General features: G+C 61.9%; 15 protein-coding genes. 8 read left to right on the forward strand and 7 right to left on the reverse strand.

Annotated elements, in window-relative coordinates; all coding sequences use genetic code 11:
• Positions 1-26: 26 nt before the first annotated feature.
• Positions 27-2,543 (reverse strand): ATP-dependent helicase HrpB, encoded by a 2,517-nt coding sequence (gene hrpB / locus KSS91_RS25250; RefSeq protein ID WP_217836444.1) that lies wholly within the window; start codon positions 2,541-2,543, stop codon positions 27-29.
• 109 nt (positions 2,544-2,652) lie between these two features.
• On the opposite strand from hrpB, the gene pmcY reads away from it, so the two are divergent.
• Entirely contained in the window at positions 2,653-3,072 is a 420-nt protein-coding gene (pmcY, locus tag KSS91_RS25255) for a periplasmic Zn2+ metallochaperone PmcY (RefSeq protein ID WP_102673653.1), read from the forward strand.
• A gap of 41 nt (positions 3,073-3,113) precedes the next feature.
• A complete protein-coding gene (locus tag KSS91_RS25260; RefSeq protein ID WP_217836445.1) occupies positions 3,114-4,010 on the forward strand; it encodes a cation diffusion facilitator family transporter in 897 nt (298 codons plus the stop codon).
• On the opposite strand, the gene KSS91_RS25265 is transcribed toward KSS91_RS25260, so the two are convergent.
• Entirely contained in the window at positions 4,004-5,065 is a 1,062-nt protein-coding gene (locus KSS91_RS25265) for a DUF6515 family protein (protein ID WP_217836446.1), read from the reverse strand. The genes KSS91_RS25260 and KSS91_RS25265 overlap by 7 nt on opposite strands.
• Positions 5,066-5,503: 438 nt before the next feature.
• On the opposite strand from KSS91_RS25265, the gene KSS91_RS25270 reads away from it, so the two are divergent.
• Both KSS91_RS25270 and KSS91_RS25275 read left to right on the forward strand, forming a co-directional pair.
• Complete coding sequence (locus KSS91_RS25270; RefSeq protein ID WP_007937367.1) at positions 5,504-5,983, forward strand: Lrp/AsnC family transcriptional regulator; 480 nt, start codon at positions 5,504-5,506, stop codon at positions 5,981-5,983.
• Positions 5,984-6,189: 206 nt separating this feature from the next.
• A complete protein-coding gene (locus tag KSS91_RS25275) occupies positions 6,190-6,399 on the forward strand; it encodes a DUF2788 domain-containing protein (protein WP_015096955.1) in 210 nt (69 codons plus the stop codon).
• Here the strand turns inward: KSS91_RS25275 and KSS91_RS25280 are convergent.
• The 4 genes from KSS91_RS25280 to KSS91_RS25295 form a co-directional block, all read right to left on the reverse strand.
• Positions 6,394-7,032, reverse strand: a complete 639-nt coding sequence (locus KSS91_RS25280; protein WP_095965705.1) for a pseudouridine synthase — start codon at positions 7,030-7,032, stop codon at positions 6,394-6,396. The two genes, KSS91_RS25275 and KSS91_RS25280, sit on opposite strands and share 6 nt — an antisense overlap.
• A gap of 71 nt (positions 7,033-7,103) precedes the next feature.
• Positions 7,104-8,603 (reverse strand): AMP nucleosidase, encoded by a 1,500-nt coding sequence (gene amn, locus KSS91_RS25285; RefSeq protein WP_217836447.1) that lies wholly within the window; start codon positions 8,601-8,603, stop codon positions 7,104-7,106.
• A gap of 186 nt (positions 8,604-8,789) precedes the next feature.
• Positions 8,790-10,439 carry an acyl-CoA dehydrogenase family protein gene (locus tag KSS91_RS25290; protein WP_217836448.1) on the reverse strand — a complete coding sequence of 550 codons (1,650 nt, stop codon included), beginning with the start codon at positions 10,437-10,439 and terminating at the stop codon, positions 8,790-8,792.
• Positions 10,440-10,513: 74 nt separating this feature from the next.
• Positions 10,514-12,898 (reverse strand): hybrid sensor histidine kinase/response regulator, encoded by a 2,385-nt coding sequence (locus KSS91_RS25295; protein ID WP_217836449.1) that lies wholly within the window; start codon positions 12,896-12,898, stop codon positions 10,514-10,516.
• A gap of 386 nt (positions 12,899-13,284) precedes the next feature.
• Here KSS91_RS25295 and KSS91_RS25300 point away from each other — a divergent pair, with 386 nt between their 5' ends.
• The 4 genes from KSS91_RS25300 to KSS91_RS25315 all read left to right on the forward strand — a co-directional run bounded on the left by KSS91_RS25300 (position 13,285) and on the right by KSS91_RS25315 (position 16,810).
• Positions 13,285-14,082: a hydroxymethylpyrimidine/phosphomethylpyrimidine kinase gene (locus KSS91_RS25300; protein WP_008052407.1), complete on the forward strand. Its 798-nt coding sequence runs from the start codon at positions 13,285-13,287 to the stop codon at positions 14,080-14,082.
• Positions 14,083-14,113: 31 nt separating this feature from the next.
• On the forward strand, positions 14,114-14,737 hold the full coding sequence (gene thiE, locus KSS91_RS25305) for a thiamine phosphate synthase (RefSeq protein ID WP_217836450.1): 624 nt from the start codon (positions 14,114-14,116) through the stop codon (positions 14,735-14,737).
• 10 nt (positions 14,738-14,747) lie between these two features.
• On the forward strand, positions 14,748-16,031 hold the full coding sequence (gene hemL / locus KSS91_RS25310) for a glutamate-1-semialdehyde 2,1-aminomutase (RefSeq protein WP_217836451.1): 1,284 nt from the start codon (positions 14,748-14,750) through the stop codon (positions 16,029-16,031).
• 224 nt (positions 16,032-16,255) lie between these two features.
• Positions 16,256-16,810, forward strand: a complete 555-nt coding sequence (locus KSS91_RS25315) for a tetratricopeptide repeat protein (RefSeq protein ID WP_095965710.1) — start codon at positions 16,256-16,258, stop codon at positions 16,808-16,810.
• Positions 16,811-16,938: 128 nt separating this feature from the next.
• Here the strand turns inward: KSS91_RS25315 and KSS91_RS25320 are convergent, their stop codons facing one another.
• A complete protein-coding gene (locus tag KSS91_RS25320) occupies positions 16,939-17,268 on the reverse strand; it encodes a DUF1820 family protein (protein WP_003185742.1) in 330 nt (109 codons plus the stop codon).
• Positions 17,269-17,380: the final 112 nt, after the last annotated feature.

Here is a 17,380-nt window from a genome sequence, read left to right on the forward strand (position 1 = left end):
TCGCCACAGAGTTCGCATCCAAATGATTATTTACGCGGCTTGATCCGCGCAGTCGCTTCGGCCACCAGCGGATCATCCGGCCAGTAATGCTTCGGATAACGCCCCTTCAAATCCTTCTTCACTTCGGCGTAGGTGCTGCGCCAGAAGTTCGCCAGGTCCTGCGTGACCTGCACCGGCCGCCGCGCCGGGGACAACAGGTGCAGCTTGACCACTTGCCGCCCTCCGGCGATACGCGGGGTTTCGGCCAGGCCGAACAACTCCTGCAGACGCACCGCCAGAATCGGCGGCTGTTCGCTGTAGTCCAGGCGAATCGACGAGCCCGATGGCACGCTCAAATGATGCGGCGCCAACTCGTCCAGCCGCTGCGGCAGCGGCCACGGCAGCAGGTTGTGGACGATGCTCGACAGGTCCAGATTGGCGAAGTGACTGAGACGCGACACTTTACCCAGATACGGCATCAGCCAGTGTTCCAGGCCTTTGAGCAATGCTGCATCGCTGACATCCGGCCATTCGCTCTCGCCCTTGCCGGCGAGGTCCAGTTGCCGCAACAACGCCACTCGTGCCTGCCACTGACGCAGCTCCGGGGTCCATGGCAACAGCTCCAGGCCTTTGCGCCGCACCAGATTCACCAGTGCCTGGCTGCGGGCGCTTTCGTCGAGGCCGGTGAGCGGTTCACGGCTGAGGATCAATTCGCCAACCTTGCGCTGACGCTCGGCCCGCAGCACACCTTCGCGCTCATCCCAATCCAGTTGATCGACGCAACGCACCTGCTCGGCCAGCACTGAGTCGAACAGCGCCGGATCGAAATCCGTCGCCAGATAAATCCGCTCTTCGCGTTGCCCCTGGCGACTGCCCAGATCGGCGATCACCAGCCACGGTTGCTTCATCAGGCTGTCGGCCTCGGCGAACAGCGCGGCACGACCGTTGGCCAGGCGATATTCCGCACCACCGGCGCGCCGTTGTTGGGCGACGCGGTCGGGATAGGCCAGCGCCAGCAACGCACCGAGCCAACGCGGGTGATCCGGATCGCTGACCGGCTCCGAGGCTTTGCCGCGCAAGTAACCACGATACTGCCGCGCCAGTTGCCGTGCGCGTTGCACGCCACCCTGCGCGCCACGTGCGGCGCGTTCTTCGCCAGACAGCAATACCAGTCGGCTGTGCAAGTCCGCCCCGGCGCCGCGCAAGATATCGCGCTCGCCGAGCAGTGCGGCGACGTCGCAAGCCATCTCCGCCAGACCCAGTGCCTGGCCGCGCAACAGCAAATGCGCGATACGCGGATGGGCCGGCAGTTCGGCCATGGCCTGGCCGTGACGGGTCAGCGCTTCGCCGTCCAGTGCGCCCAGGCGTTCCAGCAAGTCCTGAGCCTGTGCATAAGCCGCTGCAGGTGGAACGTCGAGCCACACCAGTTGCCCGGGCATCACACCCCAACGACCCAGCTGCAAGGCCAGCCCGGCAAGGTCCGCCGAGAGGATTTCCGCGCTGCCATAAGCCGCCAGCTGCTCGTGCTGATCCTGGGACCACAGGCGATAACAAACACCGGGTTCCAGACGCCCGGCCCGGCCCGCGCGCTGGGTCGCACTGGCCTTGGAAATGCGCTGGGTGTCGAGACGGGTCATGCCGCTGCCCGGGTCGAAACGCGGCACCCGCGCCAGCCCGGCATCGATCACCACGCGCACGCCGTCGATGGTCAAACTGGTTTCAGCGATGTTGGTGGCCAGCACCACTTTGCGCTTGCCCGGCGGCGCCGGATCGATCGCCGCCCGTTGCGCCGTCAGGTCCAGTTCACCGTGCAACGGACACAGCAGAACCTGTGGGTTGTCACCCAAGGCATCGGCCAATTGCTGATGCACGCGGCGGATCTCCGCTTGCCCCGGCAGGAACACCAGCACGCTGCCGGTCTCGTCGTTCAAGGCTTCGAGGATGGTCTGCACCAGGCGCGGCTCGATAAATTCACCGGCCTGGAACGGCCGGCCCCAGCGCATCGCCACCGGGTACATGCGCCCTTCGCTGCGCAGGATCGGCGCGTCGTCGAGCAACCCGGCCAGGCGTTCGCCTTCAAGCGTGGCGGACATCAAGAGGATTTTCAGCGGCTGATCGTCACGGAACAGTTCGCGGCCATTGAGGCTCAGGGCCAAGGCCAGGTCAGCGTCGAGGCTGCGCTCGTGAAACTCGTCGAAAATCAGCAGGCCCACGCCTTCCAGCGCCGGATCATCCTGCAGGCGCCGGGTGAGGATGCCTTCGGTGACCACTTCGATTCGGGTATTGGGGCCGACCTTGCTGTCGAGGCGAATGCGATAGCCCACGGTTTCGCCGACCTTTTCCCCCAGCTCACTGGCCAACCGTTCCGCCGCTGCGCGTGCGGCCAACCGACGGGGTTCGAGCATCAGGATGGTCTGCCCGGCCAGCCACGGCTCGTTGAGCAGGGCCAAAGGCACGCGGGTGGTTTTACCGGCGCCGGGCGGAGCTTCGAGCACGGCTTCGTGGCGTGTAGCGAGGGCTTCACGCAGGGCGGGTAAAACTTCATCGATCGGCAAAGAAATCATGCTGGCTCCCAAACAGAGCCGCGAGTATAACGGCGAACTGCGTGGCGTTAATCACGGTCCTAATTCATACCGACGACGTTTCGTTTCGAGATTACCCAGGAGATTTCATATGCGTGCTCCCTTTCGCCTGATTGGCGGTGTTCTGGTCGCAACCTTGCTGACTCAAGTGACCGCCTGCGGGTCGATTTTCTACCCCGACCGCCGTGGCCAGATCGAAGGCAAGATCGACCCGGCCATCGCCGCACTCGATGCCGTGGGCCTGCTGTTCTACATCATCCCCGGCCTGATCGCGTTTGCCGTGGACTTCGCCACCGGTGCGATTTATTTCGAACCGGGCAAGACCGCCCAGGTCGATCCGCAAAAACTCAAGGATGCCATCGGCCCCGACGGTCAGGTCGATAACCGCAAGTTGCAGACTATTCTGGAAAGCGAGCTGGGCCGCAGCTTCCCGCTGGACGATCCACGCCTGATCCAGAGCAAAGGCAGCACCCAGCAACTGGCGATGTTCGGCCTGCAACCGGCCGCGTAACCCCTACACGCGAAAGGACTCTTCAAGGAACGATGGCCACTATGACCTCCAGCTCCGAACACGCCCGCCTGCTGCGGCTGGCGACCCGTGCCTCGGTGGCGGTGGCATGCATGTTGATCATCGCCAAAGCCATCGCCTGGTGGCTGAGCGGCTCGGTGAGCATGCTCGCCGGGCTCACCGACTCGACACTCGACGGCGTCACCTCATTGCTCAACCTGTTGGCGGTGCATTACGCCCTGCGCCCCGCCGACAATGATCATCGCTACGGGCACGGCAAGGCCGAGTCATTGGCGGGCATGGCCCAGGCGTTGTTCATTGGCGGCAGTGCGGTACTGATTGCGTTGCAGGCCTATGATCGGCTCAAACATCCCGAACCGGTCGGCGCGCCGTGGATCAGTATCGGCGTGATTGTGTTCTCCCTCGTACTGACCCTGGCGTTGTTGATGTTTCAACATAGGGTGGTCAAGGCCACCGGCTCCAACGCGGTACGCGCCGACTCCCTGCACTACCGCTCGGACCTGCTGCTCAACGGCAGCATTCTGATCGCGCTGGTGCTGGCCGGGTATGGCCTGCATCAGGTCGACCCCTGGTTCGGTCTGGGAATCGCCGCCTACATTCTATGGAGCGCAGTGCAGATCGCCCGGGAGAGCTTTGCGGTGTTGATGGATGAAGAACTGCCGCCGGAGGTCAGCCAGCACATGCTGGAATTGGCGTGCAGCGTGCCCGGCGTGCTGGGTGCCCATGACCTGCGCACGCGGATCTCCGGCAACCAGTGGTTTGTGCAGTTGCATCTGGAGCTGCCGGGGGAGCTGACGCTGTCAGTGGCCCACGGCATCAGCGATCAGGCTGCCGCGGCCATTCACGACGCCTACCCGCGAGCCGAAGTGCTGGTGCACGCCGACCCGCAGGAAGTGGTGAAAACCGCTCGGGTTCAGTAGTTGACCTGATAACCACGACTGCTCAGGCAATTGCCCTGGGCCTGTCGGTAGGCTTGCACCACCGACGGGTCTGGCTGGTAAGTGGCGGTGCGTGGATCGAAACCACTCTGCTGCACCGCGTACTGATAACACTCGTAGCCATCGCGACTGACCTGCTCCGGCGACTGGCCGTTGGCCGGGTACGCCTCCACGTCATAACCATTGCTGGCGGCCGGTGGTGGCGACTGCGGTTGGCCAATCGGCGGCTCGACCACGACGTAATCCCGGGTGCTCTCCTGATAGGCGTAATACGAACCGGCCGCGAGGAACAGCAGCGCCCCGCCGATCCATATCTGCTCGGCGTAATCAGGAAGGTAGTTGACGCGAATCCCGCGTGGCGGCGCTACCACCTCATAACGCGGGCCCAGCGGGCGATACCAGTAGCCACCGGAATAGTAGTAATCCATGCCACGGTAAGGCACGCGCAAGTTACGCTCGGGGAAGCGATCGATCACCTGGCCGGGGCGATACCTGGGACCTGGCCCCCAGCCGTAACTGCGTCCACTCGGGCGTCCGTCCCAGTGATTGTCATTGGTCGGCGCACCGATATAGCCCTTCCAGCGCTGATTGTAATCGTTGCGATGCGGCTGATCCTGATAGTCACCGCGCCGCGGCGGCTGGGTCTGGCGCACGGTGTCGGGGCGGGGCTGGATCGGCATGTCAGTGGCCGGTGCCTGCGGCGGTGGTGGCGGTGAGCGAACCGGGCTGTTGAAATCCGGCGCTGGACGGGGCTGCCTCTGGCTATTGTTCTGATGTTGATTCTGGCCGTTGTGCTCGTACTGGCGATTGTCGTTGTTCTGCGCACGCGGCGGGTTCTGTGGCGGGCCGTTCTGCGGGCGTGGCTGGTTGTTGCCACCACGGCCCTGACTCCCCCCCTGGTTACCACCCTGATGCCCATCCTGGCCGTGTTGCCCGCCATCATGGCCACGGTTTTGCTGATCATCGGCCAGCGTTTGCGCAGTGACACTGACACACAGCAAACCAACACCGGCCAAACGCCAGATGCGCGATTTCATGCTTATCCTCATTGCGGGTCAAGGCCTGTACGTAAGACTGGGAAAGCAGTGGCCGGTTCTGCGACAGGTTATCAGTCGCGCAACTTATTTATTGAGGCCAGGAGGGTCAAATTCCACGCAAGAAAAAGGGGAGACCCGTCGGCCTCCCCTTGGAGAACTTCGTCCTGGCTCAACGCTTGTGGCGCCGGCTCACCTCACGCCGTCTTCTGGACAGTGTGTAGCTCGGGGGCCGGCACATCCCCGGTGGGGGTGGCGACCGCGGCGGGCCTGATTGGGCGAGCCGCACTGGACTGTTTGTCCGAGCAGTGATTCTGGTGATAAGAATAGGCCGTGAGCGCCGACAGAGGATTGCGAAGATTGCTTGATTAAACATCACTTGCGCAATTTTTAACCCAAGATACATAATCTGCCGCAATAGTTACGACAAAGGACTGATTGATGAGCAAGCTCGATCGTTACGACCTGAGTATTTTGGCGGAATTGCAGCGCGACGCACGCATCTCCAACCAGGAGTTGGCCGAGCGCATCGGTCTGTCGCCTTCGCCGTGCTCGCGGCGGGTCAAGCAACTGGAAGACGACGGCTACATTTCCCGTCAGGTCGCCCTTCTCGACCGCAAGATGCTCGGCCTGAGCCTGACGGCCTACGTGCTGATCGGTATGGACCGCCATACGCCGGAGCGTTTCGAGAACTTCGAAGCGGCCATTCGCACCTTGCCCCAAGTGCTCGAATGCAGCCTGGTGACCGGGATGGATGCCGACTATCAACTCAAGGTCGTGGTGCCGGACATGGATCACTACCAGAAACTGCTGCTCGGGCATCTGACCCGGATTGAAGGCGTGACCAGCGTGCGTTCGAGTTTTGTGCTGAACCAGGTTTTGAACAGCACCGAACTGCCTCTGACTCATCTGCGTAGCTGATGACGCCTTCGCGAGCAAGCCCGCTCCCACAATCGACCGCATTCTCATGGTAGAACTCGGTTAAATGTGGGAGCGGGCTTGCTCGCGAAGAGGCCGGCACAGGCGACGAATGACTGCGACACACCGACGCAGGTCAATACTGCACGCAGCCAGCGAGGCGTATACTCCCCGCGCCCTTTTAGCCTCGCCCGCGCTGGAGATGTTCGATGGATCCTGCAGTTTTTGAAGAGTGGATGATGACCGGTCTGGTCACGATCCTGATCATTTTCATGGGTTTCATCGTCTGGGATCTGGCGAAGAAGTCCAAGGCCGGACGCTTTGGCTCGTTCATCCTGTTCTTCGTGCTGGGCCTGGGCGTGGCCGCGTTCATCATCAAGAGCGTGGTGATCGGCTTGATCGAATCCGGCACCTTATAAGCGCGCCGGTACTTCTTTCCACTGCCCCTGATCGAGCCCTTCGATCGTCCAGTCACCGATTCTGACCCGCACCAGGCGCAAGGTCGGCAAACCGACCGCAGCGGTCATGCGCCGCACCTGCCGATTGCGCCCTTCGCGAATCACCAACTCCAGCCAGCTGGTCGGCACGCTTTTGCGAAAGCGCACCGGTGGATTGCGCGGCCATAGCTCGGGCTCGTCCAGTTGTCGCGCCTCGGCGGGCAAGGTCATGCCGTCATTCAATTCGACGCCGTCACGCAGGCGCTGCAATTGCTCGGCGCTCGGCTCGCCTTCGACCTGCACCCAATAGGTTTTTGCCAGCTTGTGCTTCGGGTCGGCAATTCGCGCCTGAAGCTGACCGTCGTTGGTCAGCAGCAACAAGCCTTCGCTGTCGCGATCCAGCCGTCCGGCCGGATAGATCCCCGGTACATCGATGTAGTCCTTGAGCGTCGCGCGCCCTTCGCCGTCGCTGAACTGCGTCAGCACATCGAAGGGTTTGTTGAACAGGATCAGCTTCGGCTCGGCCGGTGGTGCCTTGGCGACACGGCGCGGGGCTGCAGGCGATGGTTTCGTGCCTGGGCGGCGGGAAACGGGGCGTTGAGGAGGACGAGACATGAGAAAGGAAACATCTAACGGTCAGGGCTGCCAATGCTAGTGCCCCAACCGTCAAATGACCATGACAACCGTTAGCGGAACGGCGGCTCGTCGAAGCTGCGAAGTTTGCGCGAGTGCAGTGAGTTGAGTTCGGTGCGCAACAGATCCACCGCCTCGATACCGATCTTCAAGTGCTGGCTGACCGCGCGCTCATAGAAGGCGTTGGCCGAGCCCGGCAACTTGATTTCGCTGTGCAGCGGTTTGTCCGAGACGCAGAGCAACGTGCCGTACGGCACCCGCAAACGATAACCCTGGGCGGCGATGGTGCCACTTTCCATGTCCACCGCCACGGCGCGGGACAGGTTGATCAGCGGCCTTTCTTGCGCCCAGCGCAGCTCCCAGTTACGGTCGTCGTAGGTCAGCACGGTGCCGGTGCGCAGGCGTTTTTTCAGTTCGTCGCCCTTCTCGCCGGTGATGTTGGCCGCCGCCTGCTGAAGCGCCATCTGCACTTCGGCCAGGGCCGGAATCGGAATGTTCGGCGGCACGACCCGGTCGAGAATGCCGTCGCGGCGCATGTAGGCGTGGGCCAGCACGTAGTCGCCAATCGTCTGCGACTGACGCAGGCCGCCGCAGTGGCCGATCATCAGCCAGCAATGCGGACGCAGAACGGCGAGGTGGTCGGTGATGTTCTTGGCGTTGGACGGGCCGACACCGATGTTGACCAGGGTCACGCCGTGGCCGTCACTGGCGATCAGGTGATAGGCCGGCATCTGGTAACGGTGCCAGACCACGCCGGCGGCAATCGCCGACGCTTCGCCGTGATCCATGCTCTTTTCGATGATCACGTTACCCGGCAGCACCATGCGCACGAAGCGCGGGTCTTGGCGCAATTGTTCCAGGCCGTGGACAATGAACTGGTCGACATAGCGGTGGTAGTTGGTCAGCAGAATCCACGGCTGCACATGGCGCCAGTCGCTGCCGGTGTAATGCACCAGTCGGCGCAGGGAGAAATCCACCCGTGCGGCATCGAACAGCGCCAGGGGCAGCGGATCGGTGTTTTCCCAGTCGTACAAACCGTCGGCAATGCCGTCGGTCGCGGCCGACAGGTCGGTACTCGGGAACACCCGCGCCAGCACGGCTGCGGTGACGCCGGAACCTCCCAATTCATCGCCCTGCTCGACCACATACGGATACGGGATGTTCTGCTGGCTGACACCGACTTCCACCGTCACGGTGAAGTCGTGCATCAACGGAACCAGTTGTTCCAGCAGGTACTTACGGAAAGCCGACGGATGGGTGACGGTGACACTGTAGGTGCCCGGCAGTTGGACCTTGGCATAGGCACGCGTGGTCTGCGGGACTTCGCCCTGGCAGTGGTAGGTCAGGCGCAGCTCGGGATACCGGAACAACGCCCGCTGCTCGGCATCAGGCTCGACGCGGTCCTTGAGGTAACGCTTGAGCGCCTGACTCAGCGCGGTGGTTGCACGATTGTGCAAGAGTGCAAGCCGATCCACGGCTTGCTCGGCGGTTTGAACGACAATAAAAGCTTCGGTCACGATCAGCATCCTGTGTTCTGACTTGCAGACCTTCATCTTGCCTGCATCGTCGCTTCACGGGAACAGTGATTGCTACACAAACCCCGGGGCGCACCGCAGATCAAATGTGGGAGCGGGCTTGCTCGCGAAAGCGGTCTGTCAGTCACATCAAGGTTGAATGTGAAACCGCATTCGCGAGCAAGCCCGCTCCCACATTGGCCAGTGGTGACCTTGCACCTGGGATCAGAAACCCTGCGGGGTCGAACGGGCAACAATCGCTTCCACGTCCAGCCCGCGTGGCAACGCGCCGTACACCCGGCCGCCACCGTCCAGGCGACTGGCGATGAAGGCATCACTGACCACCGAATTCCCGGCTTCCAGCAGCAACTTGGCCTGCAACCCCAAGGCGATGTCTTCCGTCAGTTGCCGGGCGCGATACTGAATGTCGCTGGTGTCCTTGAAGGCTGCCTGCAATTGCTGGATGTGCGCGGCAAGGCGCTTGTCGCCATGGCCATCGCCCAGCTCGCTGAACAGTGCATCGAGCACGCCCGGTTCCTTTGACAGGGCACGCAGCACGTCCAGACACTGCACGTTGCCGGAACCCTCCCACGTCGAATTTACCGGCGCCTCGCGGTAAAGCCGCGGCAGAATGCTGTCTTCGACATAACCCGCGCCGCCCATGCATTCGGCGGCTTCGTTGATCATGGCCGGCGCCCGCTTGCAGATCCAGTACTTGCCCACCGCCGTTACCAGCCGGGCGAACCCGGCTTCCTGCGAATCGTCCAGATGATCCAGTGCCCGGCCCATGCGCAGGCTCAAGGCCAGGGCGGCTTCGCTTTCCAGCGCCAGGTCCGCCAGCACGTTCTGCATCAACGGCTGTTCGCTGAGCAATTTGCCGCCGACCGAACGATGAGCGCAATGATGGCTGGCCTGGGTCAACGCCTGACGCATCAGCGAACTGGAACCGACCATGCAATCGAAGCGGGTCATGGCGACCATCTCGATGATCGTTGGAACACCACGCCCCTCTTCACCGATCATCCACGCCAGTGCGCCGCGGAACTCCACTTCGCTGGAAGCGTTGGAGCAATTGCCGAGCTTGTTCTTCAGGCGCTGGATGTAGAACTGATTGCGTGTGTCGTCCGGGCGATGGCGTGGCAGCAGGAAACAGGTCAGGCCCTTGTCGGTCTGCGCCAGTGTCAGGAAGGCGTCGCACATCGGCGCCGAGCAAAACCACTTGTGCCCCACCAACTCATAGGCCTGGCCCGGACCGCTGGCTCCGACCGGATAAGCCTTGGTGGTATTGGCCCGCACATCGGTGCCGCCCTGCTTCTCGGTCATGGCCATGCCGATGGTGACCCCGGCCTTGTGGGCCATGCCGACGTTGCGCGGGTCGTATTCGGTGGCGAGGATTTTCGGCAACCACTTTTGCGCCAGGTCCGGCTGCAGGCGCATGGCCGGAACGCTGGCGAAGGTCATGGTCAACGGACAGCCACTGCCGGCTTCGGCCTGGCTATGCAGATACGACATACAAGCGCGGGCCACATGAGCGCCGTCCTGCGGGTGCGCCCAGGGCAACGAGGTCAGGCCGTGCTCGACTGCCGTGCGCATCAGTTGGTGATAGGCCGGATGAAATTCCACCAGATCGATGCGATGACCAAAGCGGTCATGACTGTTGAACACCGGCTTGTTCTGATTGGCGAGGAACCCGGCTTCCATCAACGGACCACCGGCCAGCGCCCCGTAAGCGTCGATCCGCGATTCGGCCCAACCGGCCCCGAACCGCCGCGACCATTCCTGCAACGGCAAGTCGATGCGGTAGAGGTTAGCGCCGTCCAGGGACGGTGGCTGGTTGGTGACTTCGTGGGTTTCGGCAAACTGATGCAGGTTCATGACTGGGCTCCTTTGGTCGGCCAAGGGACTTCAGTTAAGCACCGCCCCTCAACCGAACAAAGTGTCATATCCGCCTAACTGTCGGCGCTTTCGCCCTGTTGCGAGCAGAGCACCCGGCGGTAGAGTGCGGCCTGCAAGTCTTCGAATTTCACCGGCTTGCTCAAGTAATCAATCAACGCACCGGTCGGGCAGCGTTCACGGTCACCCCCCAGGGCGATCATGAACAACGGTAGCTCGGCATAGCCCGGCAGCGCGCGGATCCGGCAGCACAGCGACTCACCGTCCTGGCGCGGCAACTGGCAATCGACCAGCACCGCATCAAACACTTCGCGCTGCAGGAGATCGAGCGCGACATCGGCTCCGTCGGCCGTACGCACGCGGAAACCCAGCTTGAGCAACATGCCGCGCATCACCAACTGGCTGATGCTGTTGTCATCCACCAACAACACGGCACAATCCTGAGGCAAGCGCAGGTGCGGAAAATCCCGGGACTTCAACGGCGCCAGCGGGCGTTCGGACACCGGCAGCCCGACTTCCACGTCCAGCTGAAACCGGCTGCCGCGTCCTGGCTCGGAACGATGCGTCAGGCGTCCACCGAGCAATTCGACCAACTGCCGGCAAATCGCCAGACCAACACCCAGGCCACCGTATTCACGGGTCATAGAGCCATCGACCTGAAAGAACCGTTGATACATCGTGGCCTCTCCCAGATCGGTGAAGCCAATGCCCGTGTCGATCACCGCAAAGGTCAACGCCAGCCGGTCGGTCCCAGTGGCATTGCCGGTCACCCGCAAGGCCAGGCCGCCGACCCGGGTGAACTTGATGGCGTTGTCCAGCAGACACTCCAGGCATTGCGCAATCTTGGTGTTGTCGCCGTGCACGCGATCCGGTACACCGGATGCGACGTCGACCTTGAAGTCCAGCGACTTGCTCGAAGCGTTGCCCTCGAACTGCGTGCGCAGTGCCTCGACCATGCTGCGCAAGCTGAAGGTGTCGGTCGAGGCCTGAAGCTTGCCGGCCTGCAGTTCGGTGAGGGTCAGGATACCGTTGACCATGCGCATCATGTCCCGCGCCGACCCCGAAGCCGTCTGCTGATACTGCTCAAGCTCCGGGTTCATTTCGACCGTCTGCATCAGTTCCAGTGAACCGATCACACCGTTCATGGGCGTACGAAGTTCGTGGGTCAGGGTGGCCAGGAATTCGTCCTTGAGCTTGTTACTGCGAGCCAGTTGCTGGTTGAGGATTTCAAGCTTCTGGCCGGCGTCGAATAGCGTTTGCGCCTGCTGCTCGCGCATGTCGTTAATGCGGTCGGCCAGTGCCAGGGACAACAACGCCACTTCGATGGCCGAGCCGATCTGGCTGGAATACATGGTCAGGAACACATTAGGCAGGTATCCAAGCACCATCAACGTATTGACGATGCCGCCGAGCAAAAACGCCGACCAGGCAATGATGAAATACCGCGCGACGCGCAGGCCCCGCAGCCAGGCAAAGATCCCGGCAGCAAAAATCACCACCGTGAACGTCAGCGCCAGGGCCGTGGCCAGGCGCAAGGCCAGGGCGTAGCTGGTCATCAATGACAGGCCAACCACCAGCGCACCGAAGGCGACCAGCGCCAGCAACAAGCGATCGAGCCAGCGACTGTGGATAGCCATTTGCAGGAAACTGCGGGCGAACTGACTGCCGAACAGGCCCGCGCAGCCGATGAAAAACGGCGTCGCGGCGTTGGCCCACCAAGGGTTGTCCGGCCAGAAATACTGCACCGCCGCGCCATTGACCGACAGCTGATACAAGCCGAACGAAGCGATATAGAAGATGTAGTAGAGGTAACTGGTGTCGCGCACGCTGAGGTAGATGAACAGGTTGTAGACCAGCATCCCCAGCAACACGCCGTAGATCAGCCCCAGTACGTAGAGGCGCACAGGCTGCTCTTCGAGGTAGGCGGTGCTCGACCACAAGGTTACCGGTGCCTGAATCGAGCCTTCGCTTTGCAATCGCAGGAATAGGGTTTCGGCCTGTTCAGGTTTGAACGTCAGGTCGAACAGATAGTTGTTCTGACGAATCTCGCGACTGGCGAAGGGCAAGGCATCGCCGGTCTGCCTGACCAACTGATAGTTGCCGGCCGCATCGGGCAAATAGAGATCGAGATGATCGAGGGGTGGATAGGCCAGTTCCAGCAGCCAGGTCCGTTGCACCGCCGGATCGGTCGGGCGGTAATGCAGGTCGATTTTCAGCCAGAACACCGAGCGCGAGTACCCGGCGTTGAGCGTGTCTTTGTTGTGCGCCTTGAAGTTGCCGGCCGCCGCTTGCGCGCGGATATCCGCGATGGTTGCCTGACCACCCGCGTCCTCATAGACCTGCAGGGTTCGGCCCAAGGGGAGGCTCTGAGTGAACTCATCGAACTCGACGGCGTTTGCCAGGAGGGGCAAACACAACAGCAACATCAGCAAATAGCGCATTGAAGCCCCAGCGTGGCCTGTCCGGTTCTGTCAGGAAGCCCCCCATTCCTTTTGAGCAGACGTAAAACCGGTATCACCTGTTATTGGTTTGGATCCACTCTAGCATAGCCGTTGATGGCCATTAAACACCATTGAAATTTTTCATGAAAAGGCTCTAGGACGGGCGTTTCAGCAACACAAACAGTGGCACGAAGACGACTGTGGCGAGGGAGCTTGCTCCCGCTCGGCTGCGAAGCAGTCGTAAAACCAGTCGACGCAATGAACATGAAGGTTTTTTGGGGCCGCTTCGCGCCCAGCGGGACGGTGCGGCGATCCGACAAGCTCCCTCGCCACAATGGAGTGTCGCTGCACCCGAAAAAGAATGTTTGGTGGTAAGCTCGCGCACCATGAATATCTACAGCTCTCGCCCCGTTGTCCTCTGTCTCTCCGGCCACGACCCAAGTGGTGGCGCCGGCTTGCAGGCAGATATCGAAGCCCTGCTCGCCCAGGGATGCCATGCGGCTCCGGCCGTCACCGCCCTGACCGTGCAAGACACCGTCAATGTCACTGACTTCCGCGTCCTCGACCGTGAGTGGGTACTGGCCCAGGCCAATGCCGTGCTCAACGATTCCGAAGTCGCGGCGGTCAAACTGGGCATGCTCGGCTCCCTGGAAATGGTCGACACCGTGGTCGAACTGCTATCGGCGCACCCGCATTTGCCAGTGGTCTGCGACCCGGTGCTGCGCGCCGGCGGTGGCGGACGCCTGGGCAAGGACGAAGTCGGCTACGCCATGCGCGAACGCCTGCTGCCCTTGTCGATCATTGCCACCCCCAACCTTCCCGAAGCCCGGATCCTCGCCGAACTGCCCGAAGGCACCGCGGACGAGTGCGCTGAAAAACTCTTGCCGTTTGTCAAACACCTGCTGATCACCGGCGGCCATGGCGACGAAACCGAAATCCACAATCGCCTGTACAGTCGCGACGGCCTGCGCGAAACCTATACCTGCCAGCGCCTGCCCGGCAGTTATCACGGTTCCGGTTGCACCCTGGCCAGCGCGCTGGCCGGTCGTCTGGCCCAAGGTGAAAACCTCGCCAGCGCCGTGCAGACCGCGCTTAACTACACATGGCGCACCCTGCGTGACGCCGAGCAGCTGGGCAAAGGCCAGTTTGTGCCGCGCCGCCTGCCGCTGGATTTCTGTTCGTAACTTCCTTTTGTAATGCGGTGAGACTTGTCCGATGAAATTACGTGGCCTGTACGCCATTACCGACAGCCATTTGCTGGATGGTAAGTTGCTCAAGTACGTGGAGGCGGCGCTGGAAGGCGGCGTCACCTTGCTGCAGTACCGCGACAAAAGCAGCGACGAGGCCCGCCGCCTGCGTGAGGCCGAAGCCTTGCGCGAGCTGTGCGAACGCTACAAGACCCATCTGATCATCAACGATGATGCCGAACTGGCCGCGCGCCTGAATGTGGGCGTGCACCTGGGCCAGACCGATGGTCCGCTGTCACCGACCCGCGCCCTGCTCGGTTCCAAAGCCATCATCGGCTCGACATGCCACGCGCAACTCGAACTGGCCGAACAGGCTGCCAAAGAGGGCGCCAGTTATGTTGCCTTCGGCCGCTTCTTCAATTCCAACACCAAGCCCGGCGCACCGACCTGCAGCCTCGAACTGCTCGACCAGGCCCGCAAGCAACTGCACCTGCCAATCTGCGCGATCGGCGGCATCACCCTGGACAACGCCGCCCCGCTGGTGGCCCATGGGGTCGATCTGCTGGCCGTGGTGCATGGCCTGTTCGGCGCCGAGAGCACAGCTGAAGTCACCCGCCGTGCCCGCGCCTTTAACGAATTACTTAAAATCTGAGAACCCGATCATGTCTCGTTCCGAAACGCTGTTTGCCAATGCCCAGAAACACATTCCCGGTGGCGTGAACTCGCCGGTTCGCGCGTTCAAGAGCGTCGGCGGCACGCCGTTGTTCTTCAAGCACGCCGAAGGCGCCTACGTCACCGACGAAGACGACAAGCGCTATGTGGATTACGTCGGTTCCTGGGGCCCGATGATCCTCGGCCACAGCCACCCGGATGTGCTGGACGCGGTGCGCAAGCAGCTGGAGCACGGCCTGTCCTACGGCGCGCCGACCGAGATGGAAACGCAGATGGCCGACCTGGTCTGCTCCCTCGTGCCGTCGATGGAAATGGTGCGCATGGTCAGCTCCGGCACCGAAGCGACCATGAGCGCCATTCGCCTGGCCCGAGGCTTCACCGGCCGCGACAGCATCATCAAGTTCGAAGGCTGCTACCACGGTCACTCCGACAGCCTGCTGGTCAAGGCCGGTTCCGGCGCACTGACCCAGGGCGTACCGAGTTCGGCCGGCGTACCGGCAGCGTTCGCCAAACATACCCTGACCCTGCCGTTCAACGACATCGACGCCGTTGAAGCCATGCTCGCCGAAGTCGGCCAGGACGTGGCTTGCATCATCGTCGAGCCAGTGGCCGGCAACATGAACTGCGTGCCGCCGGCACCGGGTTTCCTCGAAGGCCTGCGGACCCTGTGCGACAAGCACGGCGTGGTGCTGATTTTCGACGAAGTGATGACCGGTTTCCGCGTCGCCCTCGGCGGAGCCCAGGCGTACTACGGCGTGACGCCGGACCTGACCACCTTCGGCAAGATCATCGGTGGCGGCATGCCGGTCGGCTGCTTCGGCGGCAAGCGTGAAATCATGCAGCGCATCGCCCCGCTGGGTCCGGTCTACCAGGCCGGCACGCTGTCGGGCAACCCGCTGGCGATGGCCGCCGGCCTGACTACCCTGCGCCTGATCAGCCGTCCGAGCTTCCACGCCGAACTGACCGACTACACCACTCGCCTGCTCGACGGTCTGCAACAGCGCGCCGATGCGGCGGGCATTCCGTTCGTGACCACACAAGCCGGCGGCATGTTCGGCCTGTACTTCAGTGGCGCCGACGACATCGTCACTTTCGATGACGTGATGGCCAGTGACGCCGCGCTGTTCGGCCGCTTCTTCCACCTGATGCTCGAAGGTGGCGTGTACCTGGCACCGAGTGCCTTCGAAGCCGGTTTCACGTCGATCGCCCACGGCGAAGCCGAACTGAAACTGACCCTGGACGCCGCCGAACGTGCCTTCGCTGCCTTGAAATAACGCTGTAGCGCTGACGTTGGCCATTGCCAGCGTCAGCTTTCACCTACACGCCCGCCTCCATTCCTGCACTTCCAGCAAAAATCCTCCGCAAAACGGGAGATATATTTCCCGCGCAGCAGAAAAACGAGTAAAGACTTTGTAAGGTTGGCCCTGCTTATTTCATAATGCGCGCTTATTGGATCCCTCGATGGGTCCGCGCGCCCTTCAGAGGTAAGTCGATTCCCATGAACCGCACCGGCCGCACCCTTGCACTGGGCTGCCTGTTGCTTCTTCAGCCCCTGCTCGCGCACGCACAAGCAGGCGGCAACTCGTTGTTGATCCCAGCGATGGGTCGCTGCACCCTCAATACCCAGCCGCAAGACCTGGAACAGGCGATCGCCGCCTGCCAGAAAGCGTCGGATGAAGGGGATGCGCAAGCGCAATACGAGTTGGGTGAGTTCTACTACGAAGGCAAAAACGCACCGCGCGACCTCAATCAAGCCCTGAGCTATTTCGAAAAAGCCTCGTTGCAAGGCCACGCCCAGGCGCAATTCAAGCTCGGTACCATGTTCTTCCACGGCGAAGGCGTACCGGCCAATAACGTTCAGGCGTACATCCTGCTGAAGATGGCGGCGGTCAACGGCGCCGAAGACGCACTGGACACCGCTGACGAAGTCACCGAAAAAATGCCCCGCGAAGAGCTCGAACTCGCCACCCAGGTGCTCGGGCAAATTTTCCGTAAATATCTTATGGAGCTGCAGAGTGCCGATGGGCGTACGCCTTTCGCGCCGCTGCCCTGATTTTGCGTTGATCTGACTGGCCCCATCGCGAGCAAGCTCGCTCCCACAGTTAACCGAGTTTTCTCATGGAAATACGGTCAAATGTGGGAGCGAGCTTGCTCGCGAAAGGGGCGACTCGATCTTGAGGCTTACTTCTCAGGCATCGGCATCGGAAACGGCATGACATTGCCGACCGCGCCGCGGGCTTCGCTGATTTTCGGGGTCCCCAGACGCTCGACTTCGTCGATACGCACGATCGAATGCATCGGCACAAAACTGCGCACCACGCCCTCGAACTGAGCCTTGAGCTTTTCTTCGCTCGGATCGACGACCACTTGCGTGCGCTCGCCAAAGACGAACTCTTCCACTTCCAGAAAGCCCCACAGATCACTTTGATAGATCTGCTTGGCGTACATTTCGAACACCTGGCCCTGGTTGAGGAAAATCACCTTGTAGATTGGAGCTTCACGTTTGGTCATGGTGGGCGGGTAACACATCGAGGGATAAAAAAGAGGGCGCGAACTATAGCATAGCCGCCGGACGCACAGCGGTAGGAACCTTGAGACATGTTCCCTATAATGCGCGGTTCTT

Source organism: Pseudomonas azerbaijanorientalis, from assembly GCF_019139795.1.
Classification (GTDB): Bacteria; Pseudomonadota; Gammaproteobacteria; order Pseudomonadales; family Pseudomonadaceae; genus Aquipseudomonas; species Aquipseudomonas laurylsulfatiphila.

Coding starts and splice junctions, on each gene's coding strand:
- KSS91_RS25265 (WP_217836446.1), bottom strand. CDS start 5,065: ATGAAATCGCGCATCTGGCGTTTGGCCGGTGTTGGTTTGCTGTGTGTC.
- pmcY (WP_102673653.1), top strand. CDS start 2,653: ATGCGTGCTCCCTTTCGCCTGATTGGCGGTGTTCTGGTCGCAACCTTG.
- KSS91_RS25290 (WP_217836448.1), bottom strand. CDS start 10,439: ATGAACCTGCATCAGTTTGCCGAAACCCACGAAGTCACCAACCAGCCA.
- hrpB (WP_217836444.1), bottom strand. CDS start 2,543: ATGATTTCTTTGCCGATCGATGAAGTTTTACCCGCCCTGCGTGAAGCC.
- KSS91_RS25260 (WP_217836445.1), top strand. CDS start 3,114: ATGACCTCCAGCTCCGAACACGCCCGCCTGCTGCGGCTGGCGACCCGT.
- KSS91_RS25315 (WP_095965710.1), top strand. CDS start 16,256: ATGAACCGCACCGGCCGCACCCTTGCACTGGGCTGCCTGTTGCTTCTT.
- thiE (WP_217836450.1), top strand. CDS start 14,114: ATGAAATTACGTGGCCTGTACGCCATTACCGACAGCCATTTGCTGGAT.
- KSS91_RS25275 (WP_015096955.1), top strand. CDS start 6,190: ATGGATCCTGCAGTTTTTGAAGAGTGGATGATGACCGGTCTGGTCACG.
- hemL (WP_217836451.1), top strand. CDS start 14,748: ATGTCTCGTTCCGAAACGCTGTTTGCCAATGCCCAGAAACACATTCCC.
- amn (WP_217836447.1), bottom strand. CDS start 8,603: ATGAAGGTCTGCAAGTCAGAACACAGGATGCTGATCGTGACCGAAGCT.
- KSS91_RS25295 (WP_217836449.1), bottom strand. CDS start 12,898: ATGCGCTATTTGCTGATGTTGCTGTTGTGTTTGCCCCTCCTGGCAAAC.
- KSS91_RS25270 (WP_007937367.1), top strand. CDS start 5,504: ATGAGCAAGCTCGATCGTTACGACCTGAGTATTTTGGCGGAATTGCAG.
- KSS91_RS25320 (WP_003185742.1), bottom strand. CDS start 17,268: ATGACCAAACGTGAAGCTCCAATCTACAAGGTGATTTTCCTCAACCAG.
- KSS91_RS25300 (WP_008052407.1), top strand. CDS start 13,285: ATGAATATCTACAGCTCTCGCCCCGTTGTCCTCTGTCTCTCCGGCCAC.
- KSS91_RS25280 (WP_095965705.1), bottom strand. CDS start 7,032: ATGTCTCGTCCTCCTCAACGCCCCGTTTCCCGCCGCCCAGGCACGAAA.